General features: G+C 41.9%; 16 protein-coding genes. 12 read left to right on the forward strand and 4 right to left on the reverse strand.

Features of this window, described 5'->3' with window-relative positions; genetic code table 11:
- Nucleotides 1-4 precede the first annotated feature (4 nt).
- Entirely contained in the window at nt 5-2,881 is a 2,877-nt protein-coding gene (gene uvrA, locus C6Y06_RS02760; protein ID WP_106036485.1) for an excinuclease ABC subunit UvrA, read from the forward strand.
- Nucleotides 2,882-2,910: 29 nt separating this feature from the next.
- Here uvrA and C6Y06_RS02765 read toward each other — a convergent pair whose 3' ends face one another.
- The gene (locus C6Y06_RS02765; RefSeq protein WP_034660106.1) at nt 2,911-3,141 is read right to left on the reverse strand and encodes a hypothetical protein; all 231 of its coding nucleotides are present in this window, start codon (nt 3,139-3,141) and stop codon (nt 2,911-2,913) included.
- Nucleotides 3,142-3,336: 195 nt separating this feature from the next.
- Between C6Y06_RS02765 and C6Y06_RS02770 the strand changes: the two genes are divergently transcribed.
- The 5 genes from C6Y06_RS02770 to C6Y06_RS02790 all read left to right on the forward strand — a co-directional run bounded on the left by C6Y06_RS02770 (nt 3,337) and on the right by C6Y06_RS02790 (nt 9,314).
- A complete protein-coding gene (locus tag C6Y06_RS02770; RefSeq protein WP_034660105.1) occupies nt 3,337-3,672 on the forward strand; it encodes a magnetosome magnetite crystal formation protein family in 336 nt (111 codons plus the stop codon).
- Nucleotides 3,673-3,683: 11 nt separating this feature from the next.
- Nucleotides 3,684-4,775, forward strand: coding sequence for a DUF4097 family beta strand repeat-containing protein (locus C6Y06_RS02775; protein ID WP_106036486.1), 1,092 nt, complete (start codon nt 3,684-3,686; stop codon nt 4,773-4,775).
- Nucleotides 4,776-4,781: 6 nt separating this feature from the next.
- Nucleotides 4,782-4,976: a PspC domain-containing protein gene (locus tag C6Y06_RS02780; RefSeq protein WP_060597366.1), complete on the forward strand. Its 195-nt coding sequence runs from the start codon at nt 4,782-4,784 to the stop codon at nt 4,974-4,976.
- Nucleotides 4,977-5,363, forward strand: coding sequence for a phage holin family protein (locus C6Y06_RS02785; protein WP_024423577.1), 387 nt, complete (start codon nt 4,977-4,979; stop codon nt 5,361-5,363).
- A gap of 93 nt (nt 5,364-5,456) precedes the next feature.
- Nucleotides 5,457-9,314: a lamin tail domain-containing metallophosphoesterase family protein gene (locus tag C6Y06_RS02790; RefSeq protein ID WP_106036487.1), complete on the forward strand. Its 3,858-nt coding sequence runs from the start codon at nt 5,457-5,459 to the stop codon at nt 9,312-9,314.
- 33 nt (nt 9,315-9,347) lie between these two features.
- Here C6Y06_RS02790 and C6Y06_RS02795 read toward each other — a convergent pair whose 3' ends face one another.
- The 3 genes from C6Y06_RS02795 to nagA are packed head-to-tail and all read right to left on the reverse strand — an operon-like array spanning nt 9,348 to nt 12,013.
- The gene (locus tag C6Y06_RS02795) at nt 9,348-10,073 is read right to left on the reverse strand and encodes a GntR family transcriptional regulator (RefSeq protein ID WP_066031698.1); all 726 of its coding nucleotides are present in this window, start codon (nt 10,071-10,073) and stop codon (nt 9,348-9,350) included.
- A 24-nt stretch (nt 10,074-10,097) separates the two neighbouring features.
- Nucleotides 10,098-10,823, reverse strand: coding sequence for a glucosamine-6-phosphate deaminase (gene nagB / locus C6Y06_RS02800; RefSeq protein WP_066031699.1), 726 nt, complete (start codon nt 10,821-10,823; stop codon nt 10,098-10,100).
- Nucleotides 10,823-12,013 (reverse strand): N-acetylglucosamine-6-phosphate deacetylase, encoded by a 1,191-nt coding sequence (gene nagA, locus C6Y06_RS02805; protein WP_066031700.1) that lies wholly within the window; start codon nt 12,011-12,013, stop codon nt 10,823-10,825. The genes nagB and nagA overlap by 1 nt, the downstream gene beginning before the upstream one ends.
- A 177-nt stretch (nt 12,014-12,190) precedes the next feature.
- Here nagA and hprK point away from each other — a divergent pair, with 177 nt between their 5' ends.
- The 6 genes from hprK to C6Y06_RS02835 all read left to right on the forward strand — a co-directional run bounded on the left by hprK (nt 12,191) and on the right by C6Y06_RS02835 (nt 16,589).
- Nucleotides 12,191-13,123: an HPr(Ser) kinase/phosphatase gene (gene hprK, locus C6Y06_RS02810; protein WP_003212943.1), complete on the forward strand. Its 933-nt coding sequence runs from the start codon at nt 12,191-12,193 to the stop codon at nt 13,121-13,123.
- A gap of 11 nt (nt 13,124-13,134) precedes the next feature.
- Entirely contained in the window at nt 13,135-13,959 is an 825-nt protein-coding gene (lgt, locus tag C6Y06_RS02815) for a prolipoprotein diacylglyceryl transferase (protein ID WP_106036488.1), read from the forward strand.
- Nucleotides 13,960-13,979: 20 nt separating this feature from the next.
- On the forward strand, nt 13,980-14,924 hold the full coding sequence (locus tag C6Y06_RS02820; protein ID WP_060597362.1) for a nucleoside recognition domain-containing protein: 945 nt from the start codon (nt 13,980-13,982) through the stop codon (nt 14,922-14,924).
- The gene (gene ppaX, locus C6Y06_RS02825) at nt 14,921-15,571 is read left to right on the forward strand and encodes a pyrophosphatase PpaX (RefSeq protein WP_106036489.1); all 651 of its coding nucleotides are present in this window, start codon (nt 14,921-14,923) and stop codon (nt 15,569-15,571) included. Before C6Y06_RS02820 ends, ppaX begins: the two co-directional genes overlap by 4 nt.
- Before the next feature lies 1 nt (nt 15,572).
- Nucleotides 15,573-16,091: an acyltransferase gene (locus tag C6Y06_RS02830; RefSeq protein WP_106036490.1), complete on the forward strand. Its 519-nt coding sequence runs from the start codon at nt 15,573-15,575 to the stop codon at nt 16,089-16,091.
- A gap of 69 nt (nt 16,092-16,160) precedes the next feature.
- Nucleotides 16,161-16,589 carry an Rrf2 family transcriptional regulator gene (locus C6Y06_RS02835; protein WP_060597360.1) on the forward strand — a complete coding sequence of 143 codons (429 nt, stop codon included), beginning with the start codon at nt 16,161-16,163 and terminating at the stop codon, nt 16,587-16,589.
- The last annotated feature ends 50 nt before the right edge of the window (nt 16,590-16,639 follow it).

Here is a 16,639-nt window from a genome sequence, read left to right on the forward strand (position 1 = left end):
CCTGATGGCTATGGAACGAATAGAGGTGAAAGGTGCTAGAGCCCACAACCTTAAAAATATTGATGTGAATATCCCGCGTGACCAGCTAGTGGTCATCACGGGTTTATCTGGTTCAGGAAAATCGTCTCTTGCCTTTGATACCATTTATGCAGAGGGTCAGCGCAGGTACGTTGAATCTCTTTCAGCGTATGCGCGCCAATTTCTCGGTCAAATGGATAAACCGGATGTAGATGCCATTGAAGGTCTTTCCCCGGCGATTAGTATTGACCAGAAGACGACGAGCCGGAACCCTAGATCAACGGTTGGAACCGTTACTGAAATCTATGATTATTTACGTCTCTTGTATGCTCGAGTCGGGAAACCTATTTGTCCGATACATGGAATTGAAATTACGTCCCAAACGATTGAGCAGATGACAGATCGTATTTTAGAATATCCAGAAAGAACGAAATTGCAAGTGCTTGCTCCGGTTGTATCTGGCCGCAAAGGAACACATGTCAAAGTACTTGATCAAATTCGAAAGCAGGGCTATGTTCGAGTAAGAGTCGACGGAGAGATGGAAGATCTGTCAGAAGAGATCGAGCTTGAAAAGAACAAGAAGCATTCCATTGAAGTCGTGATTGACCGAATCGTGGTGAAGGAAGGCGTTGCGGCTCGGCTGTCTGACTCCCTTGAAACGGCGCTGCGACTAGGTGAAGGCCGTGTGATGATTGACGTGATTGGACAAGAAGAGCTGTTATTCAGTGAACATCATGCTTGTCCGCACTGCGGATTCTCTATTGGTGAGCTTGAGCCGAGAATGTTTTCATTTAATAGTCCTTTCGGTGCCTGCCCGAGCTGTGATGGGCTTGGCTCTAAACTAGAAGTTGACCCTGAGCTCGTCATTCCTAATAAGGATTTGACGTTACGACAGCATGCTATTGCCCCATGGGAGCCGCAAAGCTCACAATACTATCCTCAGCTTCTTGAGGCAGTATGTACACATTACGGCATCGACATGGACATTCCAGTGGAGGATATACCGTCGCATTTATTCGATAAAATTTTATATGGCAGCGGCTCTGAACGGATTTATTTTAAATATGAAAATGATTTTGGTCAGGTACGTGAAAATGAAATTGAATTTGAAGGCGTTCTTCGTAACATTGAGAGACGCTATAAGGAAACCAGCTCTGATTATATTCGTGAGCAAATGGAAAAATATATGGCCAATCAGCCATGTCCGACATGTAAAGGATATCGTCTGAAAAAAGAAACGCTTGCGGTTCTGATCAATGGCAAACATATCGGAGAAATCACTGATTTGTCTGTCTCTGATGCCCTTGATTTATATGGTGAAATCGAGTTGTCTGAGAAAGATTTGCAGATTGCCCAGCTCATTTTACGTGAAATCAAAGAACGATTGTCTTTCTTAAATAATGTGGGATTAGATTACCTCACATTGAGCCGGTCAGCGGGCACACTATCCGGCGGAGAGGCGCAGCGGATTCGTCTGGCGACTCAAATCGGGTCAAGGCTGACAGGTGTTCTTTATATATTAGATGAACCATCCATTGGTCTGCATCAGCGTGACAATGACCGGTTGATCGGGACATTGAAAAACATGCGTGACATCGGGAACACCCTCATTGTCGTAGAGCATGATGAGGATACGATGCTGGCCGCTGATTATTTGATTGATATTGGACCTGGAGCAGGAGTTCATGGAGGAGAAGTGATTTCAGCTGGGACGCCGGAAGAAGTCATGAAGGACAAGAAATCTTTAACAGGACAATATTTATCGGGTGAGAAATTTATTCCGCTGCCGATCGAAAGAAGAAAGCCTGACGGCCGCTACATTGAGATCAAAGGTGCAAAAGAAAACAACCTGAAAAACGTCAATGCGAAGTTTCCTCTAGGCGTCTTTACAGCTGTGACCGGTGTGTCCGGCTCAGGGAAAAGTACGCTTGTGAATGAAATTCTATTAAAATCACTTGCGCAAAAACTGCACAGAGCGAAGGCGAAGCCAGGACAGCACAAAGAGATCAAAGGAATGGATCACTTAGATAAGGTGATTGATATTGATCAATCTCCAATCGGCCGTACGCCGAGATCCAATCCAGCTACGTATACAGGCGTATTTGATGATGTGCGGGATGTGTTTGCACAAACCAATGAAGCAAAGGTACGAGGCTATAAAAAAGGCAGATTCAGCTTTAACGTCAAAGGCGGACGCTGTGAGGCGTGTCGTGGAGATGGCATTATTAAAATCGAAATGCACTTTTTACCTGATGTGTATGTGCCTTGTGAGGTGTGCCACGGGAAACGTTATAACCGCGAGACACTTGAGGTCACATATAAAGGGAAAAACATTGCCGATGTCCTTGAAATGACTGTGGAGGACGCACTCCAATTTTTCGAGAATATCCCGAAAATTAAGCGGAAACTTCAAACGATTTTTGATGTTGGGCTAGGATACATTACACTTGGACAGCCTGCGACGACATTGTCCGGGGGAGAGGCGCAGCGTGTGAAATTAGCATCTGAGCTTCACCGCCGTTCAAACGGAAGGTCTCTTTATATTTTAGACGAGCCGACAACAGGTCTGCATGTGGATGATATTGCCCGTTTATTAAAAGTGCTTCAGCGTTTGGTCGAAAACGGAGATACGGTGCTAGTGATTGAGCATAACCTTGATATTATCAAGGCTGCTGATTACCTCGTTGATCTCGGACCAGAGGGCGGTGCAGGCGGTGGAACGATCATTGCCTCTGGGACTCCTGAGCAGATTGCAAAAGAAGAAGCTTCTTACACTGGTCAATACTTGAAGCCTATTTTAGAACGAGACCGTGAACGAATGAAACAGTTGGTCAAAGAAACAGAAAGTGTAACGTCATCATAAAAAAACCCTCGTTAAGAGGGGTTTTTCTTTTATTGCGCATCTTCCTTCGGCATTAAATGACTGAGTTGCGTTAAATCCTTTAAAATATGGGTGCTGCTGCTGTCGAGCAGTACTTTTAAATAACGGATATCACCATACTTTGGATGAGACGGATGAATGGTCTCAAGCTCCCTGATCATATCGCTGTTCATGCTTTTCTGTTTCTGTATAAGGTCTAAAAGCGTTTGAGCCGTGTGGTTAGTATTATGATGATCTGTCAAAATAATTACCCCCTATAATGATAATCACCATCTTTTCAACATATTTTAAAGGGTAATCCGTGAAGAATCTATACTTAGGTGCAAAAAGATATAATTTGTGTCTAAGGTCATATGTAATTCGAATGATTTTGAAACTTTTGATACGCAATAAACGTATGAGTTAAAAAGGAATTTTCATCATGAAGGAGCGAATATATGAATAGAGATCAGTCGATCATTGCATCTATTTGTTATTTTAGTGTATTTTTTATGCCGTTTATTGTACCGATCGTGGCATATTTTGTAGTTGATCAAAAGGAAACGAAACGGCACGCGATGCGGGCATTGTGGTCACACCTTTTGCCAGTCGCAGCGTGCGTGATACTGGTTTTTGGATCTATCCCATTTTTATTGGCGACACAGGCAAGTGACTCACTTATTCCAGTGATCACGATGCTCATCTTGTCTTTTTTAGTCGCCATTGGCTTTTTGATCTCTGTCATTTGGAATATCATTCAAGGTATTAAAGTACTTCAATCCATCAAATCGTAGGAGGGCTTTGTATGAATGAAAAAGAACGCATTTTAAAATTAGTAGAAGACGGGACATTATCGGCAAAAGAAGCGATTACGCTGCTTGAAAAACTAGAAGAAAGTCAGTCTGTTTCATTAGAAAAGTCTATAGCTGATCACACCTTTCATGAAGAAAAAGCTGGCACAGAGAGCAAAGGAACTGGTACTGAAAATCTTGGTGCAAAGCTGTTTGGCTGGTTAGATTCTGCGGTGAAAAAGGTGAAAGACGTAGATCTTGATTTAAACTTTGGACAGTCGGTCGACGTTGAGCACATTTTTCAGTTTAAAGACGCCACGCTCTCTCATTTAGATATTCAATTGGCGAACGGCAGTCTCAATGTGATGCCTTGGGACGATGGGGATATTCGTGCAGAGTGCCATGCGAAAATCTACCGTGCAGAGGACGGAGAGCAGGCAAGACAGCAATTTCTCAATCAATTGGACTGCGGCCTGGAAGGGGATAAATTTTTTATACGGACCGAAAAGAAGACGATGAAAGTCAATGTCACTTTATATGTACCTCGTATCCAATACGATAAAATCAAGGTTAAACTGTTTAATGGTCCGATTCGCGGGGAAAAGCTAAAGACAAAAGAACTTGCTGCGAAAACCACCAATGGTGTTGTCTCTTTTGCCTCGTTACAGGCAGAAAAGGTCGGAATTGAAACAGCAAACGGACAAATTAAACTGGCGGATCACGAGTGTGGTATGATTGAAGTAGAAACCATCAATGGGCTCATTGACCTGCGCGGGAAAAGTGAATCAATTGATGCCCAAAGCTTTAACGGAAACATTGCTGTTCAGCTGTCGGATGAAAAGTGCCGTTCCATTTATGCGAAAACGACAACAGGCAGTGTGGACGTCCAGATCCCGCGTACGTGTGCAGTGACCGCTGAACTGAAAAGCAATCTTGGGTCTATTTCTCATGATTTGCTTGATGCAGAGATGATTAAAGAGAAAAATGAAACATTACAAAAAGAGAAAATGATCAAAGCCAATCAACAGGCAGTGAACAGTATATCCATTTTTGCAGAAACAAAAACAGGTTCAATTCAAGTAAAGCACCAATCAGACAAGGAGTGATTCTACATGAAGAAGCTTTATCGTTCAGCAACAGATAAAAAAATAGCGGGTGTTGTTGGTGGACTTGCCGAATACTTAAGTGTCGATGCATCCCTGCTTCGCATTTTAACGGTCATCATCGGATTTTTGACAGCATTTATGCCTATCTTCCTGGTCTACTTCATCTGGTATTTTGTTGTTCCGGAAGAAGGCACTAACTAAATGCTTAGATGGATCGTCAGTATTTTAGTAAATGCATTACTTTTAATCGTCATTGCTGGATATTTTGATTCAGGCATTCTGCCAGGGCTCGGAAGCGTATATATTGAAGGGTTTGGGGCAGCCATTGTCGCAAGTATCATTTTATCCTTGCTCAATATTTTAGTGAAGCCGTTTTTGATCATTTTAACGCTTCCAGTAACCGTCCTTTCACTAGGATTGTTCTTGTTTGTGATTAATGCCATCACATTGATGATGACATCGAGCTTTATGGGTGATAGTTTTAACATTGATGGGTTTGGAACGGCCATTTGGATGGCTGTCATTTTATCCATTTTCCATCTGTTGATACAAAAAGGAATTGTGGAGCCGTTAGCGAAAAAAAGCTAACGGTTTTTTTGTACCATTTTGTATCGTTTCTCCGTTTCATCTGTCATAAAAACTTCCTTCAGGAGACACAATATCCGAAGGAGGCGGTGCACGATGGTGAACGTGAGCAGACAAATCATGCTTTTATGTTTTTTTATCATTCTTTTTTGTTTCAATCAGCCTGCTTCAGCAGGGCCTTTTATTCAAACACAAGTCAATATACCGGACAAGCCTTTTTCTCCTTTTATCTTTGATCGATTTCATGTGGATGTCCGTCCAGTTCTAGGGGAAAAAAGCCGTGATCTCCAGTTTCGTGCGTCTATTACGGATCCGGAACAAATTTTGTCTGCGAACTTGTACTATAAACAAAGTGATGAACTAGGGTACCGTTTGATCCCAATGGAACGGTTACCAGGTATGAAGCCAGAATTTACAGCGAAAATTCCGCCAGATCAATTATGGAATTCAACCGTTCGTTACTATACAGAGTTTCTTACGCAAAAGTCCGTGATCAAAACGGCAGAACATTCTGTCCACTTAAATGGATTTGAAGAGGATCTTTCTCGCATTCCGGACTTAGTCATCTCGGAAATTGTTGTCAATTCAAAGAATCGCAAAGGCAAAGATGCCTTTGAATTTATCGAGGTGTATAACACGACACATGAGCCAATCTCTCTTAAACATTATCAACTTCGCTACCGCAATCCTGCACAAGGAACTGAAATGGATGATGTGTATTCCTTTCACGCAAATCCAGTCACCATTTCACCTGGAAAACCTTATGTTTTCTGGCTGAGGAAAAAAGGGCAGGAGCATTTAACTGTAGCGGACTTCAATGCCATGTACAAAAGTCAATTAAAAGAGAGAGAGCATGTATCTGTCATCGAGAGCAAAGGGCTGTCCAACTCTAAATCTCGTCTTGTTTCAATCACAACAAATATAGGGGAGGAGATTTCTTCAGCAGCATTTCGTTTGAAGCCATCATGGTTTAGTGAGCATAAATCTTTGCTGTTTAAATATCCAATGGACGGTACTTCGCAAATGAAGCTGATCTCGAAAATTGAAGAAGAGCCTACGCCTGGAAAAGTGCTAAAAGCACAAATTCCATCTGAGAAAAAAGAAATTTCTCAAGATATCCATAAACCTGTGATTGAAGATATGACAGTGAGGAAACCAGTGAAACCAACTGAAAGCATAGAGATTAAAGCGGATGTACAGGATGATCAGGCCGTCAAAACCGTCAAGCTTCGCTATCGAACAAATCGGAAAGATGATTTCAAGGAAATACTGCTTCAAAAAGATCATAACGACCGGTTATTTCATCATATTATTTACTCACCCGAGTTGATTGGTAAAGAACAATTGGAATATCAGCTTGAAGCGTCAGACGGCGAAAATACAGCAATGACGATGAAAAAAATGATTGATGTGGAGCAGGTTAGCAAAGCCCACGGCCTTCGATTCAATGTAGAAGAAGGAGATACGGTTTCAGGATTATTTCCATTAAAGGCAACGTCTGATCGGAAAAAAAGCATTGAATTATTGATAGATGGAAAGCGGAATCAGCAAGTATTTTCTGTCCTTGAAGCAGATCCATATATCGCATTTGATGTCAAAGGGACAAATTTATATTTTAAAAATGGTGTGTCCATAGGTAAGCACTTACTTTCTATTTTTGATGATTCGACAAAAGTGTATCGTACCTATACAATGCCAATACCAGAAGCAGAGATGAAAAAAGCAGGTCCCCAAACGATCTCCTTCCATGCTGGAACGAAGTCTTCTCCAGTAGATCGGCTGCCTGGAGAGAATCACGATGATTTTGAATTAAAAAACGTCCGGATGATCCTGTCGAATGGAACACAAATTCCTCCAATCAATGCAAAGCCGCAAAAAGAATGGAAAATGGGAGACAGCGGTAACGCCAAAAAGGTAAGAATATTTCAATTTGAAATTCCAAAAGAAGCTTATGTTTCAACCTATATGAAGTGGGACACAAGAAGGCTGAAAGAGGGGCCACATTTGATTGAGGCCAAAACCTCAGACGAGCATGCATCTGTACATGTGAATGTCGATAACACAGGTCCGAAAATCAAGACCAACGTTCAAACAAAGGATCCATATAAAGGTGCCTTTACGTTAAAAGCAAAGGTTACGGATCGTTGGAGTGACATAGAGGAGATGAAGGCATATGTAAATGGCAAGCCAATTTCCTTGCCATATCAGACGTCCTCTAGCGAATTAAACCCGGGTGAGCACACATTGACAATTAAAGCAAAAGATGCCGCAGGGAACATGTCGACGTTGAAAAAAGAATTCAAAACGGTACATGAACACCCTGAGACACCAGAACGAGTAGCAGATAAGACGAAAATGAAATCGTCTAAGCAAACTGTGCTCACCAAGGATCCAACGAATGATAAGCTGGATTACTCCTTTTACCGTGCCTACCAATATACATCGCTGCATCCATCAATGAAGATTTTGAAATATGCAGCGGAGACAGAACCGCCAAAAAGCTTTAACGAAAAAGGAGAAATGATCTTTTCTAATCAAGAAAGGAATCGCATTGCATTTGCTGATGGTAAGTCAGTTGAAACGAAGGATTTACATCGTTTTCCCTATCATCGTTTTCAAATCAAGGTTCATCAAGATGTACGTGAAAAGGATGTCGTCGAAGCGATGTGGAAAGGGAGTTCATTGTCAGGGAGAAAGGTGACCATGTATGCATGGAATCATCAGCAAGAAAAGTGGGATAAAATCACTCATCATTTTGCTAAAGATCAAAAAGAATTTTACCTGAAAGGACTGCTGTCAGTAAGACAGTACATGAAGAATCATACGTTTGATTTGCTTGTACAGGATGAAATCAGCAAAGCGCAAAAGCCATATAAGATGGTTTGGATGTCTGACACACAATATTATGCAAAGAGCTATCCTCATATCTTTAAACAAATGGTCGAGTGGATCCGAGACCAGAGGGAGAAGTTAAACATTCAATATGTGTTCCATACAGGTGACATTGTGGATGATTCAAAGGATAAACAATGGCATCGTGCCGATACGTTTATGCGTGTGTTAGATGAGCATCAGATTCCTTACGGTGTTTTAGCAGGAAATCATGATGTTCGACATAAGGACGGCTTATATGCGGAATATGGGAAATATTTCGGGGAGAAACGCTTTGCAAATAAACCTTACTATGGTGAATCCTATCAAAACAATCGAGGTCATTATGATCTCATCTCTGCCGGTGGCAATGATTATATGATGGTATACATGGGCTGGGGGATTAAGCAAGATGAAATTGATTGGTTAAACCTTGTGATTTCTGAGCATCCAGATCGCATCGTCATTTTAAATTTCCATGAGTATTTGTTGGTGAGTGGCAACCGCAGCCCGATTGGCGACCTCATCTTCCATCAGGTGGTGAAACGCCATCCCAATATTGTGGCAGTATTTAGCGGCCATTATCACGGAGCAAGCAGGAAAGTAGATGAGCTTGACGATGACCAGGATGGCAAAGTAGACCGGAAAGTATATCAAATACTCGCTGATTATCAGTCAGGACCTGAAGGTGGACAAGGGTTTATGAGGCTGATAACAGCCGATCAAGAAAAAAACCAGCTTCATTTTACGACGTACTCACCTTATATGAATCAAGAGCATTTCTATGATCCTAAAACGTATGGAGATCAGGATGAATTTTCAATTGATGTGGATTTGACGCCGAAAATGAAATCTGTTAAAACCAATTATTTTGAACTTAATGTCTACACAAATGTCCTGATAGGAGAGGCACGCGGTGTAAAAAGCGGCAAAAAAGCAAGCTTTGAGTGGAAAGGCTTAAGGCCAAATGAAGACTATTATTGGTACACTGTAGCAAAAGATCGTTTTCAAGGAAAAGCAATTTCGCCTATATGGAAAATTCATACAAAAGATGATCGTGAAGCAACATTTCTTAGGAAATAAAAAACAGTGCTCCTCCTTTTATGAGGGCACTGTTTATCTTTCCATTGTATGAATGAGCTTGTAACGATCCCCTCTATACACGGAGAGAACATACTCAAACGGAATGTCATTCTGAAAATAAGTCGTTCTTGCGATTGAGAGCACGGGATCGCCTGTTGAAATAGACAGCACGTGTGCTTCTTCCTTTGAAGCTACATTCGCTTCAAGCTCTTGTTTTGCATGAGCAATTGCAAGGCCTGTTTGAGTCTCTATATATTCATATATAGAGCCAGTTAAATGTTCCTTTGTTAAATCTCCTGCAAATGCTTCAGGGATATAGCTCGTTTCAATCGCCATCGGTTCATCATTTGCAAGGCGTATCCGTTTGAGTTCAAAGATAGCATCGCTATTTGACAGTTGTAAGACAGGCAGTAAGTGCTCTGGACATACGGTTTTTTTGAAGTCAATCAGCTGGCTTGAAGCTTTAAGCCCACGCTGGCGCATATCCTCTGTAAAGCTTGTTAAGCCTTGAAGCGGCTGTTCAAACTTTTTTCGGCTAACAAAGGTGCCTTTTCCTTTTTGTCGATACAAATATCCTTCGTTCACAAGGTTCGATAAGGCTTGTCTGACAGTCATTCGACTTATATCAAAGCGTTCGGCATATTCTCTTTCAGAAGGAATGAGTGTATCAGGTGCTAATGTTCCATCCTCAATCTGTTTTTTCAAGTTCTCCATAATCTGATGGTACATCGGAATAGGTGACTGCTTATCAATAAACATGTGAAAATCCTCTCGTGTTTAGCTTTAGCGTAGTGAACCAGCTTCTCGATCAATCAAAATTGTCACATCTTCATGAAGTTTCAGAGCAGATGCTGGGAAGTCTGGATGTATCTCAGTCTGTTCTAAATATTGTATCACTTTCGCTTTTGATTTTCCTGATGCAAGAAGGAGAATCTTTTTACTTGAAAGAATGCTTGCAATGCCCATGGTAATGGCATGTGTAGGCACCTTATCAATAGAAGAAAAGTATCTTGCATTGGCCTCCCGGGTGTTTTCATCTAGTTGCACGACATGAGTCTTTGAGTTAAATGGGGTACCGGGCTCGTTAAAACCGATATGTCCATTTTGACCGATTCCAAGAAGCTGAAGGTCGATGCCGCCTATATCTTGAATGAGCTGATCATATCTTAAGCATTCTTTTTCTAAATCAGGTGCAGCGCCATTTGGAAGGAAATACTGATCCTGAGGGAGATCAATATGATCAAATAAATGACGTTTCATGTAGGTCATATAACTATTTTCATGATCTGGATCAAGTCCTGCATATTCATCTAAGTTGACTGTTTTTGTTTGTTTGAAAGACAATTGGTGTGCTTGATGAAGGTGAATTAACTCTTGATATGTATCAAGAGGTGTACCGCCCGTTGCTAGGCCAAGTACTGCATCTGGTTTAGAAGCGATTGTGCGTGCGATAAGGGCTGCTGCTTCTTTTCCTAATTGTTCTTTATCTTCAAATTCGATGATCTTCATTAGTGGTTGGCCTCCTTTTTCTCAAAGACGATTTGTCCACGGCAGATCGTCATCATTAGTTCGCCAGATTGATCCCAAATCACAAGGTCTGCTTGTTTTCCAACTTCGATAGAACCGAGCTGCTGGTCAAGTCCTAGCTGAATGGCTGCATTGGTTGAGGTCATCTTCGCTATCTCTGTCCATTCACAATGTGTAATCTGTTTCATCCGTTTGACGCCATCTTTCATTCTCAGGATCGATCCTGCAAGTGTACCATCTGAGAGTAATGCTTTTTCGCCGCTGACTGTGACTGTTTGACCGCCAAATTCGTACGTCCCATTCCCGAGTCCTTTTGCGCGCATCGAATCTGTAATCATGATCAAACGATCACTTCCTTTTGCCAAATATGCAAGCTTGATGGAAAGTGGATGGGAGTGAATCCCATCTGTAATCAGCTCAGTATGAAGATTCTCGTTCGTAAGAGCAGCCCCAACAGCGTTTGGTTCACGATGCTGAAATGAACTCAGTGCATTATAAAGATGCGTGACATGGCGTGCACCATGATTAGCTGCTAATTCAATCATGTCATGATGGGCATTCGTATGTCCAATAGAAGGAATGATGTTTTTTTCTTGCAACAGAGAAAGAAAAGCAAAGTCAGGGTCTTCCTCAGGTGCAAACGTGACAATTCGAATAAGCTGTTGAGAAGCATCCAGCCATTTTTCAAAAAGAGGGAGATCGGGTTGCTTTATCCATTGAACAGGCTGTGCCCCTGCTTTATCTTTAGAAATAAAAGGACCTTCAAGATGGATACCTAAACATTGTGCCTGAACTCCTGCTTGTTCTTCATTATAATGTTTCCACTGAGCGACATTTTTAAGTGCTTGCTCAATCTCATGATGGTTTTGAGTGATGGTTGTTGCTAAAAAACTTGTCGTTCCTTCTGACGGTAAGTAGTCAGCGAGTGTATTCATGGCTTCTGATGTCGCATCCATCATGTCTGCTCCATATCCGCCATGGATGTGAATATCAATCATTCCGGGAAGTAAATAAAAGTTTTCCCGGGAAATATATACTTTTTCATAATTTCCTGTCGGTGGTGATGTTGAAATATAGTCAATCTTGCCGTCGCGTAAACCGACAAAACCGTTTGCAATCATTTCAGTCTTTGTCACAATATGAATATTGGAGAGCAATAAAGAGCTGCTCATGATTGTGCCCCCTTTAGTCATTGTCTTTGACTTAGTTTACCCTTTTTAAGTATAGTTGTCTATACCAGTGAAACAGATGAAACAGGATCAGGATAAAATACTGTTTTGGGATCATCATTGAAAGTGATAAAATAGAGCTGTATTTCTGAATCGCCTGTGATAAAAGGAGGAAGAAGCGTGCCGAAAGTTCGTACGAAGGACATAATGGAACAATTTCATCTTGAACTGGTAAGTGGGGAAGAAGGGATTAATCGTCCCATTACAATCAGTGATCTTTCCAGACCAGGTATTGAAATGGCTGGTTATTTTACATATTACCCAAAAGAAAGAGTTCAACTTTTAGGGAAAACAGAGCTTTCTTTTTTTGAACAACTCCCAGAACGCGAACGAAAGCAGAGAATGATGTCTCTTTGTACAGATATTACCCCTGCAATTATTTTGTCACGAGATCGTGAAGTGCCGAAGGAATTAATTGAAGCTTCAAATGAAAATGGCGTCCCTGTGTTACGATCAAGCCTAAAAACGACAAGACTTTCGAGTCGGTTGACCAACTTTTTAGAAAGTAAGCTTGCACCAACGACCGCCATTCATGGCGTGCTCGTAGATGTATATGGTGTAGGTGTATTGTTAATTGGAAAAAGCGGAGTAGGAAAAAGTGAAACAGCCTTAGAATTAGTGAAGAGAGGACACAGGCTGGTCGCAGATGATTGCGTGGAAATCCGTCAAGAGGATCAGGATACGTTAGTTGGAAGCGCACCAGAGCTGATTGAACATCTTTTAGAAATCCGTGGACTAGGCATCATTAATGTGATGACCTTATTTGGAGCCGGTGCTGTCAGAAGCTATAAGAGAATTACGATTGTGATGAACCTTGAGCTTTGGGAACAAGGCAAACAGTACGATCGTTTAGGACTTGAAGAAGAGAAGATGCGAATCATCGATACAGATGTACCGAAGCTGACCATCCCTGTCCGGCCAGGACGAAACTTAGCGGTCATCATTGAGGTGGCTGCGATGAACTTCAGGTTAAAACGCATGGGACATAATGCGGCGGAACAATTTACAAGTAAACTTGCCGATGTCATTGAAGACAATGGCCAGGATGAATAGGAGTTGTCTATATGAACGAAGCGATTCAGCCAATTGATCCGATTGCTTTTCAGCTCGGACCTATTTCGGTTCATTGGTATGGTGTGATCATTGGGGTCGGAGCCTTGCTGGGACTCTGGCTCGCACTGAGAGAATGTGAGAAGAGAGGAATCAATAAAGATACGTTTATTGACTTAATCTTATTTGCGATTCCAATAGCCATTATTTGTGCACGAATTTATTATGTATCCTTCGAATGGGATTACTATCAGCAGCATCCAAATGAAATCATTAAGATTTGGAATGGCGGAATTGCTATTCATGGCGGGCTGATAGGTGCTGTGCTGACAGCGATCGTCTTTACAAAAGTGAAAAAGGTGTCCTTCTGGAAAATAGCCGATGTAGCAGCACCTAGTATTTTACTAGCGCAGGCAATTGGTCGCTGGGGGAACTTTATTAACCAGGAAGCGCATGGTGAGGCTGTTTCAAGAGCCTTTTTAGAGAATTTGCATCTGCCAGAGTTTATCATTAATCAAATGTATATTGATGGGACCTATTATCACCCAACGTTCTTATACGAATCATTATGGAATCTTGCCGGTGTTGTGATCTTGATTTTATTACGCAGAACATCGCTGCGCAGAGGCGAAATCTTCTTGTCTTATTTAATCTGGTATTCAATCGGTCGTTTCTTCATTGAAGGGATGAGAACGGACAGCTTGATGCTGACAGAACATCTACGAATCGCTCAAATGATTTCGATTGCCATTTTTGCAGTGGCTGTTCTGCTGATGATCTTTAGAAGAATGAAAGGATACGCATCGATTCCTTATAAAGAGAACAACTCATCGAATTAAGCAGGGGGGGATCAGAAGAGATGGGAGAGACATGGAAAAGCGGCTTAAAAGCAGGGCTATCGACAACTTGGACACTTGGAAAAGTCATCTTTCCGGTTACCATTCTCGTCAGTATCTTGCAGCATACGCCTGTTATGAATTGGATCATACAATTCATACGGCCATTTATGGGGTTGTTTGGTCTTTCAGGAGAAGCGGCCATTCCGCTTGTATTAGGAAATGTGCTGAACTTGTATGCGGGCATAGCCGCCATTCTGACACTAGATCTTCCTGTGAAGGAAGTGTTCATTTTGGCCGTGATGCTGTCCTTTTGCCATAACCTGATCATCGAATCGACAGTGGCAGCAAAGGTTGGACTCAGAGTGTCTATCATTTTGCTGGTCAGAATCAGCCTTGCTGTTATTTCGGCTATTGTCATTCATCTCGTTTGGCAGGGAGGCCAGGAGCCGGCACAATATGGACTGCTGACGGCAGCTCAGCCGGCTGATGTGCCTTCCAGCTGGTACATGATTGTCCTTCTCGCTTTACAAAAAGCCGTACTCGGTGTGGTCCAGCTCGCCTGTATCGTCATCCCTCTCATGATCATCATTCAATTCATGAGAGATTTAGGATGGCTCCATACGCTGTCTAAGTGGCTGTCTCCATTTACGAGAATGCTTGGAATGAAAGAAAATACGTCGATGACAATGGTAGCTGGATTAACCATCGGTCTGGCATACGGAGCCGGCGTGATGATGAAGGCAGTGGAAGAGGACGGCGTGAGTAAAAAGGATTTAACCCTTGCTTTCATTTTCCTTGTTGCCTGCCATGCAGTGGTCGAAGATACGCTGATATTTATTCCACTTGGGATTCCTGTGTGGCCGCTTCTTGTCATCCGTCTGATATCTGCTATTTTATTAACAGCTGCCATTAGCTATATTTGGCGGAAGCGGGAGCTTGCAGCTGTTAGAAAGGAAGCCATATGAACGAATCAACTATTAACACCGTGCTATTTGATTTAGATGGCACATTAATCAATACGAATGAATTAATTATTGCTTCATTTCAACATACGCTTGATCATTATTATCCTGGTCAGTACAGCCGTGAAGAGATCCTTCATTTCATTGGTCCATCATTGTTTGATACATTCTCTGCGATGGACCCTGAGCTAACGGATGATATGATTCAGATGTATCGAACGTTTAATCATCAACAGCATGATCTGCTTGTGACTGAATATGAGACTGTTTTAGATACATTGAAAGTCCTGCAGGATCAAGGATTTAAACTTGGGATAGTCACAACAAAAATACGTGATACGGTTTTAATGGGTTTGAAGCTGACAGGTTTAGAGCCATTCTTTGAGGTGATTGTGACGCTCGATGATGTCCAAAATGAGAAGCCGCATCCAGAACCTGTCCAGCTGGCATTATCCAAGCTTGGCAGTGATCCGCATGAAGCGGTGATGGTCGGCGATAATTATCACGATATTTTGTCTGGTCAAGCGGCAGGGACAAAAACAGCAGGTGTTGCTTGGACGATTAAGGGAGAAGAGGCCCTTTTAAAGTATCGCCCTGATTTCATGCTGAAGAAAATGAGTGATCTCCTGGCGATTGTTGGAGCTGATTGAGTTGAGAAAAACAGATCGTTATTCTGTAAAAGGGGTCAATTCGTTACGACAAGTCTATCGGACGGTTCCCTTTTTCAAAGTGGTGAAAAACTTTATTTTCATTCAAATAGCACGGTACACGCCTTTTATGGGAATGAAAAATTGGATATACCGAACCTTTCTTCGTATGAAGGTCGGCGAGGATACAGCGTTTGCCTTAATGGTCATGGTGGATCTCATGTTTCCTGAGAAAATCACGGTCGGTCGAAATAGTGTGATTGGCTATAACACGACCATCTTGTCCCATGAGTATTTGATTAAAGAATACAGACTTGGGGAAGTCTATATTGGTGATGAAGTCTTAATTGGAGCCAATTCAACCATTTTACCTGGTGTAACCATTGGGGATGGGGCGATCGTATCGGCTGGTACACTTGTTCATAAGGATGTTCCAGCGGGCTCATTTGTTGGAGGAAATCCAATGCGCATGATTTATACGAAAGAAGAAATGAAAGCACGTCAATCTACGTCTGCTGAGTAGCTCGGCAGACTTTTTTGTTGACAATATGTTATGGTGTAACTATAATGATTACAACAGAGGTGAGAAAACATGAAAATCAGCAGCAGATTCACTGTCGCTGTCCATATTCTGGCCTTGCTATCACTTGAAAAAGGATCATTACAGACATCGGAGGATATCGCGGGAAGTGTGAATACAAACCCAGTGGTCATCCGCCGCATTATGAGTAAATTAAAAAAAGCAGGCCTAATCTCAACGAGTCTTGGCAAAGGTGGTTCTCAGTTGAACCGCAGTGAAGACGACATCACGCTGCTTGATGTGTATAAAGCGGTTGAAGTCGTGGATGAGGGAGAGTTGTTTCAAATCCATGAAAGCCCAAATCCTGACTGTCCGATCGGTGCAAATATTCAGGCTGTGCTTGAGTTAATCTTGTGCCGCGCTCAAAGTGCGATGGAGCAAGTGCTTGCTGAGATCAAATTAAGTGAACTAACGCATTTGTTAATCAAAAAAATTGGATGATTATTCAATTTTTTTTACCTCTGTTGTAACTATAATTGTTACACCTTTAT

The organism is Bacillus sp. MZGC1 (assembly GCF_002998605.1).
Taxonomy (GTDB): Bacteria; Bacillota; Bacilli; order Bacillales; family Bacillaceae; genus Bacillus.